This window comes from Salinigranum marinum, from assembly GCF_024228675.1.
Taxonomy (GTDB): Archaea; Halobacteriota; Halobacteria; order Halobacteriales; family Haloferacaceae; genus Salinigranum; species Salinigranum marinum.
Map to the genome: position 1 here is coordinate 888,319 of NZ_CP100461.1, position 16,411 is coordinate 904,729.

General features: G+C 67.5%; 14 protein-coding genes and 1 tRNA gene. 10 read left to right on the forward strand and 5 right to left on the reverse strand.

Annotation, left to right across the window (positions count from 1 at the left end; all coding sequences use genetic code 11):
- Positions 1 to 316: 316 nt before the first annotated feature.
- Complete coding sequence (locus tag NKJ07_RS04330; RefSeq protein ID WP_318569365.1) at positions 317 to 1,249, forward strand: hypothetical protein; 933 nt, start codon at positions 317 to 319, stop codon at positions 1,247 to 1,249.
- A gap of 149 nt (positions 1,250 to 1,398) precedes the next feature.
- A complete protein-coding gene (locus NKJ07_RS04335; protein WP_318569366.1) occupies positions 1,399 to 1,656 on the forward strand; it encodes a hypothetical protein in 258 nt (85 codons plus the stop codon).
- An 88-nt stretch (positions 1,657 to 1,744) separates the two neighbouring features.
- On the opposite strand, the gene NKJ07_RS04340 is transcribed toward NKJ07_RS04335, so the two are convergent.
- Together NKJ07_RS04340 and NKJ07_RS04345 are read right to left on the reverse strand one after the other, a co-directional pair.
- Positions 1,745 to 1,818, reverse strand: a tRNA-Thr gene (locus NKJ07_RS04340).
- Positions 1,819 to 1,829: 11 nt separating this feature from the next.
- Positions 1,830 to 2,330 carry a GNAT family N-acetyltransferase gene (locus NKJ07_RS04345; protein ID WP_318569367.1) on the reverse strand — a complete coding sequence of 167 codons (501 nt, stop codon included), beginning with the start codon at positions 2,328 to 2,330 and terminating at the stop codon, positions 1,830 to 1,832.
- Between the two features lie 317 nt (positions 2,331 to 2,647).
- Between NKJ07_RS04345 and NKJ07_RS04350 the strand changes: the two genes are divergently transcribed.
- The 5 genes from NKJ07_RS04350 to NKJ07_RS04370 all read left to right on the forward strand — a co-directional run bounded on the left by NKJ07_RS04350 (position 2,648) and on the right by NKJ07_RS04370 (position 7,841).
- Positions 2,648 to 3,586: a branched-chain amino acid ABC transporter permease gene (locus tag NKJ07_RS04350; RefSeq protein ID WP_318570530.1), complete on the forward strand. Its 939-nt coding sequence runs from the start codon at positions 2,648 to 2,650 to the stop codon at positions 3,584 to 3,586.
- On the forward strand, positions 3,583 to 4,905 hold the full coding sequence (locus tag NKJ07_RS04355) for a branched-chain amino acid ABC transporter permease (protein ID WP_318569368.1): 1,323 nt from the start codon (positions 3,583 to 3,585) through the stop codon (positions 4,903 to 4,905). The genes NKJ07_RS04350 and NKJ07_RS04355 overlap by 4 nt, the downstream gene beginning before the upstream one ends.
- Positions 4,898 to 5,776, forward strand: coding sequence for an ABC transporter ATP-binding protein (locus NKJ07_RS04360; RefSeq protein ID WP_318569369.1), 879 nt, complete (start codon positions 4,898 to 4,900; stop codon positions 5,774 to 5,776). Before NKJ07_RS04355 ends, NKJ07_RS04360 begins: the two co-directional genes overlap by 8 nt.
- Positions 5,773 to 6,477: an ABC transporter ATP-binding protein gene (locus NKJ07_RS04365; RefSeq protein ID WP_318569370.1), complete on the forward strand. Its 705-nt coding sequence runs from the start codon at positions 5,773 to 5,775 to the stop codon at positions 6,475 to 6,477. The genes NKJ07_RS04360 and NKJ07_RS04365 overlap by 4 nt, the downstream gene beginning before the upstream one ends.
- Positions 6,478 to 6,599: 122 nt before the next feature.
- Entirely contained in the window at positions 6,600 to 7,841 is a 1,242-nt protein-coding gene (locus tag NKJ07_RS04370; protein ID WP_318569371.1) for a DNA double-strand break repair nuclease NurA, read from the forward strand.
- A gap of 11 nt (positions 7,842 to 7,852) precedes the next feature.
- Here NKJ07_RS04370 and NKJ07_RS04375 read toward each other — a convergent pair whose 3' ends face one another.
- Positions 7,853 to 8,185: a DUF7113 family protein gene (locus tag NKJ07_RS04375; protein ID WP_318569372.1), complete on the reverse strand. Its 333-nt coding sequence runs from the start codon at positions 8,183 to 8,185 to the stop codon at positions 7,853 to 7,855.
- 165 nt (positions 8,186 to 8,350) lie between these two features.
- Between NKJ07_RS04375 and NKJ07_RS04380 the strand changes: the two genes are divergently transcribed.
- Positions 8,351 to 10,207 carry an ATP-binding protein gene (locus NKJ07_RS04380; RefSeq protein ID WP_318569373.1) on the forward strand — a complete coding sequence of 619 codons (1,857 nt, stop codon included), beginning with the start codon at positions 8,351 to 8,353 and terminating at the stop codon, positions 10,205 to 10,207.
- 236 nt (positions 10,208 to 10,443) lie between these two features.
- Positions 10,444 to 10,854 carry a universal stress protein gene (locus NKJ07_RS04385; protein WP_318569374.1) on the forward strand — a complete coding sequence of 137 codons (411 nt, stop codon included), beginning with the start codon at positions 10,444 to 10,446 and terminating at the stop codon, positions 10,852 to 10,854.
- A gap of 127 nt (positions 10,855 to 10,981) precedes the next feature.
- Here the strand turns inward: NKJ07_RS04385 and NKJ07_RS04390 are convergent, their stop codons facing one another.
- Positions 10,982 to 12,037, reverse strand: a complete 1,056-nt coding sequence (locus NKJ07_RS04390; RefSeq protein WP_318569375.1) for a KaiC domain-containing protein — start codon at positions 12,035 to 12,037, stop codon at positions 10,982 to 10,984.
- Between the two features lie 175 nt (positions 12,038 to 12,212).
- Between NKJ07_RS04390 and NKJ07_RS04395 the strand changes: the two genes are divergently transcribed.
- Positions 12,213 to 13,040, forward strand: coding sequence for an NAD(+)/NADH kinase (locus NKJ07_RS04395; RefSeq protein ID WP_318569376.1), 828 nt, complete (start codon positions 12,213 to 12,215; stop codon positions 13,038 to 13,040).
- Between the two features lie 69 nt (positions 13,041 to 13,109).
- Here NKJ07_RS04395 and carB read toward each other — a convergent pair whose 3' ends face one another.
- Positions 13,110 to 16,343, reverse strand: a complete 3,234-nt coding sequence (gene carB, locus NKJ07_RS04400; RefSeq protein WP_318569377.1) for a carbamoyl-phosphate synthase large subunit — start codon at positions 16,341 to 16,343, stop codon at positions 13,110 to 13,112.
- Positions 16,344 to 16,411: the final 68 nt, after the last annotated feature.

Here is a 16,411-nt window from a genome sequence, read left to right on the forward strand (position 1 = left end):
GGGTCACGATCCGCTGACGTCGCGGAACAGACGGTTCGTCCCCGGTCGCGGACGCAGTCACGTACCGTCTCTGACCCTCGCATCCGTCACGGCCGCATCTCGCCGGCCAGCCAACGACTCATTCGTTCTTTGTACCCGACCGGTGGAGTGGCTACTCGGTCGTCCGTCGGACGGGCCCGTCACTCGCCGTTCCGGGACCGCCCCCGAAGCACGGCTCGGCGACCGTCGTCTCGACAGCCGCTCGATCGTACCGCGTCTCGCGCATCGACTCCGCCGCGGACAGGCTGATTACCGTTCAGTTCGTATCCAGATCCGTATGAACGTTCGTCTCCCCGTCCTGTTCGCTGTCGTTCTCCTCGTCGTCTCCGGCGTGGCCGGTGCCGTGGCGGCACCACGGGGCCAGCCGGTGGACACCGAACCGCCCGTCCGCGTCTTCGTCGGCGAGACGCTCAACGTCTCCGCGGTAGAGCTGACCGGCGGCGGGACCGTCGGCCCGGGTTCCGTGACGCTCGTCGGTGTCGCGGGCGATGCCGACGGCACCATCGAAGATCTCGGCGAGTCGACCGACGCCGACTTCGCCGGGCTGCCGACCGGCGCATACGACGTCCAGGTCGACGGCGACGACCGAGCGGACTTCTCGGTCGTCGAGCCGCGCGTGACCGAGGTCGTCGTCAGGAACCAGAACGGAGCCAACGTGACGAACGGCTGGGAGCCGACCGGCGAGCGCCTCACCGTCACCGTCGAGTACAATTTCGACGCGGCCGATCGACTCGACCTCACCGTCGACAGTCCCGACGGCCTGGACGTGACGAGCGCGGTCGCGTCCGGCGATCGGTTCACGACCAGCGGCGACTCGGTCACGCTCGATCTCTCCGACGAACCCGAGGGGACGTTCCGGATCACGGTCGAAGGGAGCGATCTGGAGGACGCGACGCAGACCGTGACCGTCCGGACGGGACCGCGCCGAACGGCGACCCCGCTTCCGCCGGCCGAACCGTCGACCGACACCCCGACGGCGACCCCCACCACGCCGACACCGACCGAGACGGCGACCGACAGCCCGACGCCAACCCCCACGACCACGCCGACCCCGACCGAGACGGCGACTCCCACGACGACAGCGACCCCGACCGAGACGGCCTCGCCCACGGCCTCCCCGACGACGTCGACCGCCACACCCGGCTTCGGCCCGCTCGTCGTCCTCGGTGCCCTGATCGCGCTGCTCGCGCTCGCGCGGTGGCGATCCTGACGAGCCGGTCGACGACCACTGGACGTCCGGGACCGACGCTATCGCGTCGCGCCGGACTGTCGGCCGGACCGTCGGGTCGGGCAGAGTATCGCAGTTGAGAGCCGGGGCGTGAGCTACTTGTGTGCCAGCGGCGTCCGTTCGTTCAGTAGATGGGAACAGTGAGGCTGAAACCCGGACCGCTGTCGGCGCAGGCGTTCAACCTCGGCTCGATCGTCGCGGTGCTCCTCGCGTGTGCGGCGTTCGGTGCGTGTCTCTGGTACGGCGTGTTCCGACCGCTCGAAGCGTTGGCCCTGGCGGTCGTCGTCGTCCCCCCGTATCTTCTCCTCGTCGCCTGCGGCCTCAGCGTCTGGCTGGGCTTCGACCGCGACGCGAGAGCTCGCGGGAGAGCGCCCGGACGGGAGATCTGATCGGCTACCGGCAGGTGGTTCTCGGGGCGTCTCGTCGCTCACCCGATGGCACTACCGAGGAGACGGACGGGAGTTCACGCGCAGAAAGAGCCAGGGACGGGATTCGAACCCGTGAAGTCTCGATTACAAGTCGAGTGCATGAACCGCCCATGCTCCCCTGGCGCGCTTTCGAGTTATCCGTCCTCCTTTGAGTGTGTATCGCTTCGGGCCGGTTTCTCCAGTTCCACCCGGTGTGGTCGGTAGCCGTGTCGCTCGTAGAACCGTCGGGCGCGCTCGTTCGCCGCCATCGCTTCAAGCGAGACCACGTCGGCACCGGCGCGAACGAGCGCCGACTCCGCCGCCCCGAGCAACGCGCTCCCGACGCCCTGACCGCGAGACCCCGGAACGACGAAGAGGTTGTGGACGACGCCGCGGGTGACCGTCTGCTCGTAGTCGCCCTGTTCGAGCCCGAACATGACGAACCCGACGATGCTGTCGGCCCGCGCGACGCGCACCCCGTCGGTGACGACGTGCTGTGCGAGCGCTTCGCGGACGGGCGTCCGGTTCGCCTCGCCCGCGAGGTGTGAGTCGTACGCACGCTGGTCGCGCGCGAGTTCGACCCAGAGGTCGACGAGGGGGTCGACATCGGTCAGCGTTGCCGGTTCGATGTGCGTTTCGGGGTCAGGTGCGCCCATAACTGTGCATTCTCTTACGATAACTGGACGTACGTTTAGATCCGTCTCGTTCCGGCCGGAGACACTGTCGTTCGGTTGAAGGAAACGTCCGTGGGAAGAAAGGTTTATGCATATTTGACGACCGCAGGACCATGAGGACAGTTATCATCATGGGCATCGCTGACACCTATTCCCGCGGCCGACAGATCGCGATCGAGCGCCCTGGTGTGCTCCTGATCGCGCTCGTCGCCGTCGTGCTGGTCTTCGACCTGTTTCGACAGTTCAGCACCGGCGACGTACAGGTCCACGACATCGGGTCACTCGTCTGGGACGGCCTGATGCGTGGGCTCGTAATCGGCCTCGCCGGAATCGGGCTGTCGATGACGTACAGTATCTTGAACTTCGCGAACTTCTCACACGGGGATTACATCACGGCCGGCGCGTTCTCCGGCTGGGCGACGACGTACCTGATCGCTGGACTCGGACGCTCCGACGTCGGATCGCTCCTGCTCGTCGGGGCGGGTGGCTCGGTGTTCGGCGGCGCGCTCGGGATCAGCGTGCTCGGGACGCCACTGGCCGTCCTTCTCGGCCTGGTGATCGCCGGCGGATTCACGATCCTCCTCGCGCTCGGCGTCGACCGGTTCATCTACAAGCCGATCCGGAACGAGGACGGTATCACCCTTCTCATCACCAGTATCGGAGTCGCCTTCGCGCTTCGCTACATGATGCAGTTCATTTTCGGGTCGGACGTCCGCGGGACGACGGCACAGCCCCCACAGATCGGACCGTACCTCTGGGACGGTCAGGTGTTCATCTCGGCGCACGACATCGCGCTCGTCGTCGTCGCCGGGGGGCTGATGCTCGGCGTCCACGTCCTGTTGCAGACGACGAAACTCGGCAAGGCGATGCGCGCGATGGCCGACAACGAGGACCTCGCGCGGATCACGGGGATCCCGACCGAACGCGTCGTCCGGTCGACGTGGATCATCGGCGGCGGCCTCACCGGGGTGGCGGGCTACATGTTCGTCCTCTGGAAGGGGACGCTCGGCTTCAACGACGGCTGGCTCCTCTTGCTCCTCATCTTCGCGGCGGTGATCCTCGGCGGAATCGGCTCCATCTACGGCGCGATCGCCGGCGGGCTCATCATCGGTCTCACCGCGTCGATGTCGGTCATCTGGATCCCGTCGGCGTTCGCCCGCGCCGCGGCGTTCGTCGTCATGATCGTCATCCTCCTCGTGAAACCGCAGGGCATCTTCGCCGGGAGGGCAACCGCATGAGCGTCGACGTCGATCGGTTCACCGAACGCGTTCCGGGCGGGGACGCGGGACTGATCCTCCTGCTCCTCGCAGTGCTCTACCTCGCGTACATCGTCAGCGGGGTCGTCCTCGGCTTCTCGCTCCGCGGCCAACTGAACTCGCTCGCCGTGTTGACCTTCTTCATCGGCGTGTTCGCGATGCTGGCGCTCGCGCTGAACCTCCACTGGGGGTACACCGGACTGTTCAACATCGGCATCGTCGGCTTCATGGCCGTCGGGATCTACGTCATGGCACTCGTCTCGAAGCCGATCTACCAGCCCGGCAGCGCCGCACAGGTCGGTGGGCTGGGGCTTCCGCTCATCGTCGGCATCATCGCTGGGATGGTCGCGTCGGCCCTTCTCGGGCTGGTTGTCGCCCTCCCGGCGTTGCGTTTGCGGGCAGACTACCTCGCGATCGTCACCATCGCGATGTCCGAGATCGTCCGCTTTACCTTCCTCTCCTCGCAGTTCCAGCAGTTCCAGCTCTTCGGGAGGAGAGTCGGCTTCGGCGGCGGTTCGGGCGTCATTCTCAACTACCAGGACCCGCTGGCGGCGTTCTTCTCGGCGCTCGGGCTCTGGGACGCGTACCTGGGAGTCGTCGAGGCGTCGAGGGCGATCATTCCCACCAACCCCAAGCCCGTCGTCGACGGACTCGTCTACGGGCTCGTCCTCTTGATCTTCGTCGCGGGGTACTTTTGGTTGCTGAAGCGCACGGGCGAGTCACCGTTCGGCCGAGTGCTCAAGGCTATCCGCGAGGACGAGGACGTCGCCAACTCGCTCGGGAAGGACACCAACGGCTTCAAGATCAAGTCGTTCATGCTCGGCTGTGCGCTCATGGGCCTGGCGGGGATCCTCTGGTTCATGGGGCAGGGCGCGGTGACGCCGAATACGTTCCGGCCGCGCATCACCTTCTTCGTCTGGATCGCGCTCATCATCGGCGGCGCGGGGTCGAACACCGGCAGCATCGTCGGCGGGGCGGTGTTCGCGGCGGTGCTCTACCAGGGGCCGCGCTACCTGAAGAACGTGCTCGAGGAGATCCTCCCGTCGGCGGACGCGCCCGGCTCGTTCGGGCCGGCCATCTCGCCGCTCATCTCACAGGCGGATCCTCTGCCGTTCATCTGGTACACGCTCGACAGCGTCCGCCAGCTCCAGCTCGTCATCATGGGTGTCGTGCTCATCTGGCTGATGCACAACCGTCCCGAAGGCTTACTCGGTCACCGGAAGGAGACGGCAGCGAGCATCGATCTCTCGGCCAGACGCGGCCGTGCAGCCGTCGCCGACGGGGGTGAGGAAGATGAGTGAGGCCACGGACACCGAGTCGAGCCCCGACGGTGGTGGCAAGGGCGCGCCGGACGACGTCGACGCCCCGGAGGCGCTCGCGACCGAAGGGGTCGACATCGACGACGAGTATCCGCTCGTGGTCGAGGACCTCCACAAGTCGTTCGGCGGCATCACGGCGGTCGACGGCGCGAGCTTCGACGTCGAACACGGCTCGCTGACCGGGCTCATCGGGCCGAACGGGGCCGGCAAGTCGACGACGTTCAACCTCATCACGGGGATGTACACCCCCGACTCCGGCACCGTGACGTTCAACGGCGAGGACATCACGAAGCTCGAACCGCACCAGGTGGCGAACCGGGGGCTCGTCCGGACGTTCCAGATCGCGCGCGAACTCAAGGAGATGACCGTCCTGGAGAACATGATGTTGGCCCCGAAGAGCCAGATCGGCGAGAGCCTCTGGCGGTCCGTGACGCCCGGCATGCGAGGGAGCGTCATCAAACAGGAGGAAGAACTCCTCGAACGGGCGTGGGAGACGCTCGAGTTCTTCGAGATCGACCACATCGCCGAGGAGGAGGCCGGCAACCTCTCGGGCGGCCAGCGAAAGCTGCTGGAGATGGCACGGGCGCTGTTGACGGACCCCGACATGCTGTTGCTCGACGAACCCTTCGCCGGTGTCAACCCGTCACTGGAGAAGCGGCTGCTCGAACACATCCACGAGCTCCGCGAGCAGGGGTACACGTTCCTGCTCGTCGAACACGACATGGACCTCATCATGAACAACTGTGAGCACGTCATCGTCCTCCACCAGGGGAAGGTGCTCACGGAGGGGACGCCGGCGGACATCAAGGCGAACGAGGAAGTCATCGAGGCGTACCTCGGGGGGAACGTATGAGTCTGCTCGACGTCGAGAGCCTCGACGCCGGCTACGGCGACCTGCAGATCCTGACGGACGTCGACATGTTCGTCGAGAACGGGGAGTACGTCACCATCGTCGGCCCGAACGGAGCAGGAAAGTCGACGCTCATGAAGAGCGTCTTCGGCCTCACCGCCCACATGGGCGGCACGGTGACCTTCGACGGCGAGGACATCACCGGCCTCATTCCCGAGCAGATCATCCACGAGGGGATCGGCTACGTCCCGCAGAACGACAACACGTTTACGTCTCTTTCGGTCCAGGAGAACCTCGAAATGGGGGCGTACATCCTCGACGAGGTGCCCGAAGACGCCCTCGAAGCGGTGTTCGACCGGTTCCCGATCCTCCGCGAGCGGAAAGAACAGAAGGCCGGAACCATGTCAGGGGGCCAACAGCAGATGCTCGCGATGGGACGGGCGCTGATGCTCGAACCGGCGCTCTTGCTCCTCGACGAACCGTCGGCCGGGTTGGCCCCCGACCTCGTCGACGACATGTTCGACCGCATCGACGCGATCAACGACGACGGCACGGCCATCCTGATGGTCGAACAGAACGCCAAGGAAGCGCTCCGCCGCTGTGACCGCGGCTACGTGCTCGCGAACGGCGAGAACCGCTACGTCGACTCCGGCGACGCCCTCTTGAACGACCCGCAGGTCCGCCAGGACTTCCTCGGCGGCTGACGGGCGGGCTCCGTTCTCCGGCCGACCGGCGGCTTCACGTCCGTGTCGGGACCGTCGGGACTCCGTTTACGCCGCCGATCGACGAGGACAGGGTTTTGGTAGCCGGGCGCGAGAGCCCCGGTATGACTCTCGACCGCGTCCACGTCGACGGCATCGCGCGCCTGGCGAGCGCCATCGCCAACGCCGTCGACGACTCGGACCACGGCGACCTCGCAACGCAGGTCTGGGAGGGCTTTCTCGACCCGCTTCGGGACGGCTCCCGCGTCGTCGTCGAACCCGTCGACGAGAAGCGCCGCCGGTCGGTCGCCATCGAGGACGTCGCCCTCGCCGACCCGCCGTTCGAGTCGGTCCACGGGCTCGACTCGGGGACGATCAACCCGACGACGTTCAAGAACGGGCTGGTGCTCGACGTGGCGCAGGCGGCGATGGCCGGCGTCCCCTCCGACCTCGACCTCCACCGCGCGCGGACGCTCGTCGTGACCGTCCACGCCAACGACCCGACCGTCGACTGCGAGACGGACTGGATTGTCGACGACGAGGGGTATTCGAGGAGAAAGGTGCTCCACGCCCCCCGCGTCGACCGCTACGCGGAGGGCGTCGTCCACGCGCTCTCGCTGTACCTGGCGGAGGGTGAACACGCGCTCTTGCAAGCCGACGCCGTCGACGACCTGCTCGTGCTCGACGGTCCCGTCTACCCGATGGAGGTGTTCACCTGGCAGGACGGCGACGCGACCCTGCGCGACCTCGCGAGCGAGGCCACACCCAGGAAAGTCGTCGAGAACTACGTCCGGCTCGTCGAACGGTTCGCCGAGCGCGACATCCCCCTCGTCGGCTTCGTGAAGAACCCCGCGTCGCGGGGGATCGTCCAGACACTCAGGAAGAAGGGGGTCGAAGCCCCCTGGAGCGACGACACGGCGCTTTTCACCCGGCTCTTGGAGCGGTGGGACGACGAGGCGGGCGAGCGCCGGACCGACTGTCTCACTTTCACCGACTGGTTCGTCTCCCGCGGCGGCACCGATCGGACGATGGCCGCCGGCGGCGACGCGCTCGGGGTCGACCGCGAACTCGACCCGACGGCGTACGAGGTCGCCTTCTTCCCGATCTACGACCCTCGGACGGACGTCTGCTACCGCGTCGAGTCCCCGGCCGTGTTCGTCCGCGACGACGAGACGCGAGAACGGCTCACCCAGCAGTTGCTCCACGACGTCGCGGTCACCCGCGGCCCGCCGCCGGCCGTCGGGAAGGCTGACGAACTCGCCCGGGTCAGCCAGGGGGAGAAGGCGGCGCTTCGCCGGAAACTCGAGGAGTACCTCGACTCCGATGCCGTTCGCCGGTACGACGAGGAGCGCTGGGGGGTGATGTAGCGTCGAGCAGGTCAGGGCTCGGTGTGCTCGACCTCGATCCGGACCTCGGTGGCGGGGACGCCGACCCGAGCGAACTGCGTGCGGACGTGTTCTTCCGCCGCGGCGAGCGCCTGTTCTTTGGTCTCGAACCCACGGGGCATCGGCGACTCGAACGCGACGTGGATCTCTTGGCCGTCGATCGTCGTCACGGAGCCGCCGCTTTCGACCTCGTAGAACTCGTCGCAGACCCAGACGTACGGCGCTTTCTCGTTCGGCGCGCCTCTGAACGTCGGCGGCGTCTCGCCGCGCTCGTACAGCGTCCCGGTGAGCGCCGTGCCGCCGCCGTGACCGGAGATCAACAACATAGCGTCGGTAGGGGCTCCGACGGGTAAACGCTGTCCGTCGCGGCGGGATCGGCACCCCGTCCGGTCGCGTCACCCGGGACCGATCGACCGTTCGCCACCGTCGTGTCACGGCGCGTGACCGTGGGTGGGGAAAGGGATTTATTCGCGGGTCTCCCTGCCTGAGACATGTCCGACCTCGGTGACTTCACCGACTTCGACGGCTCGTCCACGGCGTCCGACCCCGACACCGAGGGCGGCGACGGGGAGCCGGCCGGTCGGCCCGCGTCGACCGCGACAGCCGACGGGGACGATGCGGTCGCCGACCGCGGCGACGAGTCGAGCTTCGAGTCGTACGACGTGACGCCCGCCGGGGAGGACCGCGGCGTCGGCGTTGTCTCCGTCTCCCGGGGGCTCAGGGTCGCCGAGGACGGCGACGAGACCGCGATGGAGGCGTTCATCACGACCGGGAACCGCGAGTCGGTCCGGCTAGGGAAGTATCTCCTCGTTCCCTACCCCGACCGCGAACTGCTCTTCTGTCGGATCACCGCTCTCGAGTACGCCCAGGAGTTTCACGAGGACGACGCGACCGAGATCGCCGCCCGGCGGGCGATGCGCCGCGACGGCTTCGAGGAGCGCGACTACAAGTTCGTCGCCGAACTCGCCCCCGTCGCCGTCCTGTTTTACGATTCGAGCGACGACGAGTGGAAGCGCCGGATGACCGACCGCGTCCCCAAGCCGGGCGCCGTCGTGCAGGAGGCGACAGACGCAGCCCAGATCAAGGCGGGCCTGAAGATCCCGCGCGAGGGGATCTTCCTCGGCCACCTCTCCGTCGGCGGCGAGAAGGTCCGAACGGCCGCGTCGCCCCCGACGATCGACTACCGGCTGAAGAACGACTACGCCGACGGCGACCCGCTCGTCTTCCGGCATACCCTCGTCGCCGGCGGCACCGGTTCCGGCAAGACACACGCCTCGAAAAACGTCCTCCGGCAGTTCCTCGACACCCGGTACGAGATGGACGACGGCCGCAAGGTCGCCCCCGCCGTCGTGCAGTTCGACCCCCAGGACGAGTACGCCCAGATGCACGACGACAACGCGAGCCTCTCCGCGGAGGCGGCTCGACGCCTCGACCGCGAGGGCGTCGCCCACGGCGGCCACGACGACACCGTGGCGTTCGTCCCCGAGGTGGCCGGGTCGTCGTACCCCGGCGAGGGCCACCGGGCCGAACAGGCCTCGTTCACCGTTCCTTTCTCGATGACACGGGCGCGGCCGTGGCTGGTCGCCGGCGCGGCGCTCAACGACAACCAGTACAACGCCCTGGAGAACCTCATCCACCGGTTCTTCCGGCAGGCCGGGGACGGGGGTACGTACGATCAGTTCACGACCTTCCTCGACGACCCCGGCCTCAAGGAGGAGCTCCACGAGACTGGCCGGGTCCACGAGGCGACCTTCGACGCGGTCAAGCGGCGGGTCCGTTCTGCGACGTTCGGTCGGGTGTTCGACCAGTCCGCCCGGCCCATCACCGAACAGATCCACGAGTTCGTCCGACCGGGCGGCCTGACCGTGGTGCCCACGTACCACATCAACGACTCCCGGGCGACGGTGACGGTCGTGCTCGCCGTGGCGAGCCTCCTCGTCGACGAGAAGCTCTCGAACGACCCCTCCTACGACCGGATCAAGCGGACCCCGCTCGTCGTCGGCATGGACGAGGCGCACAACTTCCTCGCCGACGCCGACTCCGTCCAGGCCCGAAAGGTCGTCCGGACGTTCACCGAGGCGGCAAAACAGGGCCGAAAGGAACGGCTCGGGCTCTTTCTCATCACCCAGGATCCACAGGACATCGCCGACCCGGTGTTCAAACAGGTGAACACGAAGCTCGTGCTCAACCTCGGCGACGAGGACGCCATCAAGTCGGTGAACATCCCGTCGACCCTGGAGGACAAGGTGCCGTATATGGAGAAAGGCCAGATGGTGATCTACTCGCCCGACAACTCTGAACCGGTCGAACTGACGGGACTGTCGGCCTGCGTGACCCGCCACGGCTGACTGCGCGTTCGACCGTCGGCGACGAACGTTTTTGTCCGAAGACGCGGCCACCGGTCGGCGTGTCCTGACCGGTGCCGCGGAGCTGCTCGCGGGAGCGTGGTGCGCCGCTCCGCGGAGCGGATGCACCGCCTGCTCGCCGGACTGACGGAGCCACGTCTCTGCCGAAGCCCACCGACACCGCGCAATCGACGCGCCCCGGCCGATGATTCTTGCAGTCCCCCCGCGTATCGATCGGTATGGCGAAGCGTATACTCGTCCCCGTCGACGGGTCGCCCCAGTCCGCGGCCGCACTCCGGTTCGCCACCGAGGAGTGGCCCGGCGCCGACTTCGTCCTGTTGAACGTCATCAACCCCGCCAACTCGGGCGGGAGACGGAGCGTCCTCCCCACCGCGGCCGAGGACTGGTACGACCGTGCCCGGGACGATGCCCGAGAGACGTTCGCGGAACTGGCGGCCGAAACCGGAATCGATCCCGACACCATCATCACGGTCGGCCGGATCGCACCGAGTATCGTCGACGCCGCCGCCGACGCCGACCACGTCGTCATGGGGAGTCACGGACGAACGGGTGTGTCGCGGGTCGTCCTCGGGAGCGTCGCCGAGGCGGTCGTCAGACACTCGCCGGTGCCCGTGACGATCGTCCGGTAGGACGCCGACGGCGGGAGAGCGTCGCAACGCACGGCGGTTGGCGGGAAGCCACGGCAGGGTCAGCGGTCAGAGCCGCCCGTCCGTCGGCGTCGTCGTGACGTTCGCCGTGTCGATCCCGGAAACGGGACTAGAAGAGGTTCGCCTGCTGGTGGACGCTGATCCCGTCGTTCGTGATCTCGTACGGCTTCGGCTGTCGGGAGTGGTTGGCGTCGCGGATCTTCTGGATCTCGATGGCGAGCCGCGTCTCTTGGAAGCTGTTCGAGCGCACGTACTGGAGGATGAAGACTGCGTCGGCGAGGTACTCGATGATGCCGTGCCGGGACGCGAACGGATCGGCGTCGCTCGCCTCGCTCGTGACGAGCGTCGTCACGCCCGCCTGCTTGAGTGCCCGCGTGAACTGAAACACCTCACTGCGGCGGCGGGCGGGATGGTCGTACATCATCTCCAGCAGCGAGACCGAGTCGAGAACGAGTCGCTCGGCGTCGAACTCCTCGATGAGCCTGGTCAGGTCGTTGCGGATGCTCGCCAGCGAGTTGGCCATCTCGACGGGGTCGAGGTCGACGACAGCGAGCGATCCATCCGCCTCGTACCCCCTGAAGTCCCATCCCTTCTCGGCCGCCGTACTGAGCACGCGGTCGCGGCTCTCCTCCAGCGTGATGTAGACCCCGCGATCACCCTGTTGGAGCCCCGTGTGCAGGAACTGCATCCCGACGGTCGTCTTACCCGTCCCGGCGCTGCCGATCGCGGCGATCAGCGAACGGCTCGGGACCCCCCCGAGGATCATGTTGTCGAGGCCTTCGATGCCGATGTCGAGTCGGTCGAGGTCCGAGTCGAACTCCGCCTCGTTGAACTCCGCGCTGGAGAACCCGACGTCCTCTTGCCCACCGAACGCGTCCGCCTCTGCCTGCCCGTTCGGAGCCATCCCCGGGCCGGCTGCCGATCCGTCGTCTTCGAAGACGCCGTCCGGTACGGGGGCGCTGTTGAACGCCTCCGAGAAGTCCTCCCCGAAGGGCGATCGGGCGTCCTGGTCACCCTCGCCGTCCGGTGGATCGAACGGTGAATCCGTCGCCGCCACGTCGGCGGGGTGGTCCGGTTCGGTCGACTCGTCCGACTCAGTGGAGTCCTCGCCCTCGTCGGCGTCGTCCGAGAACGCGCGCTCGAACCAGTCGTCGTCGCTACTCACGGAGGCCCCCTCCGTAGCGGACGTCGACAGAAGGGACTGGAGCCGCCATTACCATCATTGAGACCCCACCAGTAATGAATGTTGTCGCGTTAGAATCGATTGTGAGTCTTGGTGTGATCGGAGCTGGCGACGGCGGTGACGGTGGGCTTTTCTCACCCCCCGAACAACGCGGGGTATGGAAGTCGGGATCGTCGCCCAACGGGACAACGAACGGGCCGCATCGCTGGCTCGGACGCTCGGCGAGCGCCTCGGGGAGAGCGACGTCACGGTTCGGTTCGACGCGACGACCGCCGCCACGCTCGGACGTGCCGACGCGGGTCGGCCGGTGGACACGTTCGATGCCTGCGACCTCGTGGTGAGCATCGGCGGCGACGGCACGTTCCTCTTCACCGCCCGCGAGGCGAACAGGACGCCGATCCTCGGTGTGAACCTCGGCGAGGTCGGCTTTCTGAACGCCGTGGGTCCCGACGAGGCGGAGGCGGCCGTCCAGCGCGAGGTCGACGCCTACCGACGGGGCGAACTCACCGTTCAGGAGGTCCCGAGGATCGCCGCCCGGACCGACGGGTGGCGGGGAGAGCCAGCGATGAACGAGGTGGTCGTCCAGGGGCCGCGTCGCGGACGTGGGGGCGGCGGTCAGATCGAGGTCCGCGTCGACGGGTCGACGTACGGCGCGGGTCCCGGAGACGGGGTGCTCGTCGCGACACCGACCGGGTCGACCGCGTACAACCTGAGCGAACGCGGCCCACTCGTCCACCCGGACGTTGGCGGACTCGTCATCAACGAGATGGCCGCGCGCGACGGGATGCCACCGCTCATAGTCCCGCTCGACCGCGACGTGACCGTGACCGTCAGCGGTGTCGAGTACGCCGTCGTGGTGAGCGACGGACGCGCCAGACGCGAGATCGACGCCGGCACGACCGTCCACGTCGGGCTGGCCGACCAGCCCGTCCGACTGGCCGGTCCAGCGGCTGACTTCTTCGAGGCGCTCGGAAAACTCGACTGAAGTTCGGGGTGGGAGACCGGCGAGGTCAGCCGGAGCCGATCTCGCGGGCGAGGTTCGGCGACGGGCGCGTTACCGGCCCCACTCGGCGGTTCGCTTCGCCCGGTCGGTCACCGCGACGACGTCGAGGTCGTCGTCGTGGTGACGGCGGGCCTCGAGAGCCGCGCGCGCCGACGCGTGCGTCGAGAAGTAGGTGACCTCCTCCTCGACGGCCACTTCGAGGGCGTCACGGTTGCGCGAGACGATGAGGTCGACCGCTCCCCGCCGAATGGCCTCGCGGAACGCCTCGTCGGAGTCGAACTCGGCGAGGGCGTAGAAGTCGGCGAAGGCGTCGACGAGCGCCTGGCCCTCCGCGGAGTCGGGATCGGGGAACTCCTCGGCCGAGAGATCGACGACGGCGGTCCCCGCCGTCGGAATGGGCTTGCCCGTCGCGGACTGAGCTTTCTCGTAGGCCTTGCCGAACGTCGACGCCGTGCCCATCACCTCGCCGGTCGACTTCATCTCGGGGCCGAGCCGGGGGTCGCTCCCCTCCAGCCGGTCGAACGGGAGGACGACCTCCTTCACCGAGATCTGCTCCGGGATCTGCTCGTGTGCGTCGAGGTCGTCGAGGTCGTTGCCGGCCATCACCTTCGCCGCGAGCTTCGCGATGGGGACGCCAGTGGTCTTCGAGACGAAGGGGACCGTCCGCGAGGAGCGGGGGTTCGCTTCTAAGACATAGACTGCGCCGTCCTTCACGGCGAGTTGGACGTTGAGCAGGCCGACGGTGTCGAGCGCCCGTGCGATGTCCAGGGTGACGTCGCGGACGCGCCCCAGCACGTCGTCGTCGAGCGAGCGCGGCGGGATCAGACAGGCGGAGTCCCCCGAGTGGACGCCCGCGCTCTCGACGTGTTCCATCACGCCGCCGATCAGCACGCGGGAGCCGTCGGAAACGGCGTCGACGTCGAGTTCGATCGCGTCGGCGAGGAACTCGTCGACGAGGATCGGCTTGTCGGGCGAGACGCGGACCGCCTCCTCGATGTACTCTTTGAGCTCGGAGTCGGAGTGGACGACCTGCATCGCGCGGCCGCCGAGCACGTACGACGGCCGGACGAGCACCGGGTAGCCGATGTCGCGGGCGAGCGCGAGTGCCTCGTCTTCGGACGTTGCCGAGCCGCCCTCGGGCTGGGCGATGCCGAGGTCGTCCATCAGCCGGTTGAACCGGTCGCGGTCCTCCGCGAGGTCCATCGCGTCTACGGACGTCCCCATGATTGAACAGTCGAGCCCGCGGCGTTCGATCTCCGCTTCGACCTCGTGGCCGATGTTGACGGAGGTCTGGCCGCCGAACTGGACCATCACCCCGTCGGCGCCAGTCGCCTCGACGACGTCGGCGACCTCCTCGGCCGTGATCGGCTCGAAGAAGAGGCCGTCGGAGGTGTCGTAGTCCGTCGAGACGGTCTCGGGGTTGTTGTTGACGACGTGGGCGTCGATCCCTAACTCTCGGAGCGCCTGGATCGCGTGGACGGAGCAGTAGTCGAACTCGACGCCCTGGCCGATCCGGATGGGCCCCCCGCCGACGACGACGACGCTCTCGACGTCGCGGTCGACGCGGAGTTCGCCCGCGGCGGCGTCCCCCTTCAGGGGGCCGCTGAAGTACTCTGTCTGCCGCGAGGAGTAGTAGTACGGCGTGCGGGCGGCGAACTCGCCGGCGCAGGTGTCGACCTGTTTGTACGTCCGGCCGGGGACCTGCGTCTCGACGGTGTCGACTTCCGACCCCGTCGCGGTGGCGATCGAGGCGTTCGTGTGGCCGGCGATGGCCGCGGCGGTGAAGTCACCGTCCTGTGCGGCCGCCACCGAGTCGGTGACCCGCTTGTACCGCTCGACGTACCACGTCTCGATGTCGGTCAGCTCCGCGACCTCCTCCATTGAGTAGCCGCGCTCGAACGCCTCGAACATCGCGTACGGGCGGTCCGGCGTCGGCTTCGCGAGGTACTCCGCCTCGAGTTCCGCGTCGCTCACGTCGGCCCAGTCGGCGGCGGGTTCGTACTCCGACGACCGGAGCGCCTTCAACAGCGACTCCTCGAAGCTCCGGCCGATCGCCATCGCTTCGCCCGTCGACTTCATCGCCGTCCCGAGCGTGAAGTCGACGTCGCCGAACTTGTCCTTGGGCCACCTCGGGACCTTGGTGACGACGTAGTCGATCGCGGGCTCGAACGCCGCGGTCGTCTCCCCGGTAATCTCGTTTTCGATCTCGTGGAGGCGCTTGCCGAGGGCGACCTTCGCCGTCACGCGGGCGATCGGGTAGCCCGTCGCCTTCGACGCCAGCGCAGAGGAGCGCGAGACGCGGGGGTTCACCTCGACGACCCGGTACTCGCCGCCGGGCGTGCCGTCGTCGCGCCACGCGAACTGGATGTTACACCCGCCCTGAATGCCGAGCTCGCGGATGACGCCGAGGGCGGCGTCGCGCATCTCCTGGTGACCCTTGTCGGGGATCACCTGTGACGGCGTGACGACGATCGACTCGCCCGTGTGGATGCCCATCGGGTCGATGTTCTCCATGTTACAGATGATGATACAGGAGTCGTCGGCGTCGCGCATCACCTCGTACTCGAGTTCGACCCACCCGGAGATCGACTCGGTGATCAGCACCTCGCTGTTGCGCGACAGCCGCAGTCCCTTCCGGACGCGCTCGCGGAGTTCCTCGAAGTCGTCGACGACGCCCGACCCCGACCCGCCAAGGGTGTACGTCGTGCGGGCGATGACGGGGAGCCCGCCCACCTCCTCGACGGCGGCCTTGATCTTCGCCGTCAGCGCGTCGCGATCGAAGTCGGTGACCGACTCGCCCTCGTCGAGCGAGATGGTCGTCGATCGGGGGACCGGCTGGCCGATCTTCTCCATTCTCTTTCTGAACAGATCGCGGTCTTCCGTCGCGTAGATGGTGTCGAGCGGCGTCCCCATGATCTCGACGTCGTACTCGTCGAGGACGCCCTCCTCGGCGAGCGCGGCCGTGACGTTTAAGCCAGTTTGCCCGCCGAGGCCGGCGATGACGCCGTCGGGCCGCTCTTTTCTGATCACCTCGGCGATGGCCTCGGTCGTGATCGGTTCGATGTACACCCGATCGGCCATATCGGGGTCGGTCATGATGGTCGCGGGGTTAGAGTTGACGAGGACCACTCGTGCGCCCTCCTCCTGGAGTGCGCGACAGGCCTGTGCGCCGGAGTAGTCGAACTCCGCGGCCTGTCCGATCTGGATCGGACCGCTCCCGATGAGGAGGATCGTTCTGTTCTCCGAGTCTGTCTCGGATTCGCTCGGTGACGCCTCGTCGCTCATTATCGGGTGGGAGCCGGTTCATCGTAATAAGCGCGACGAATTTCTACGAGAAGCGCAAACGAGTTTCG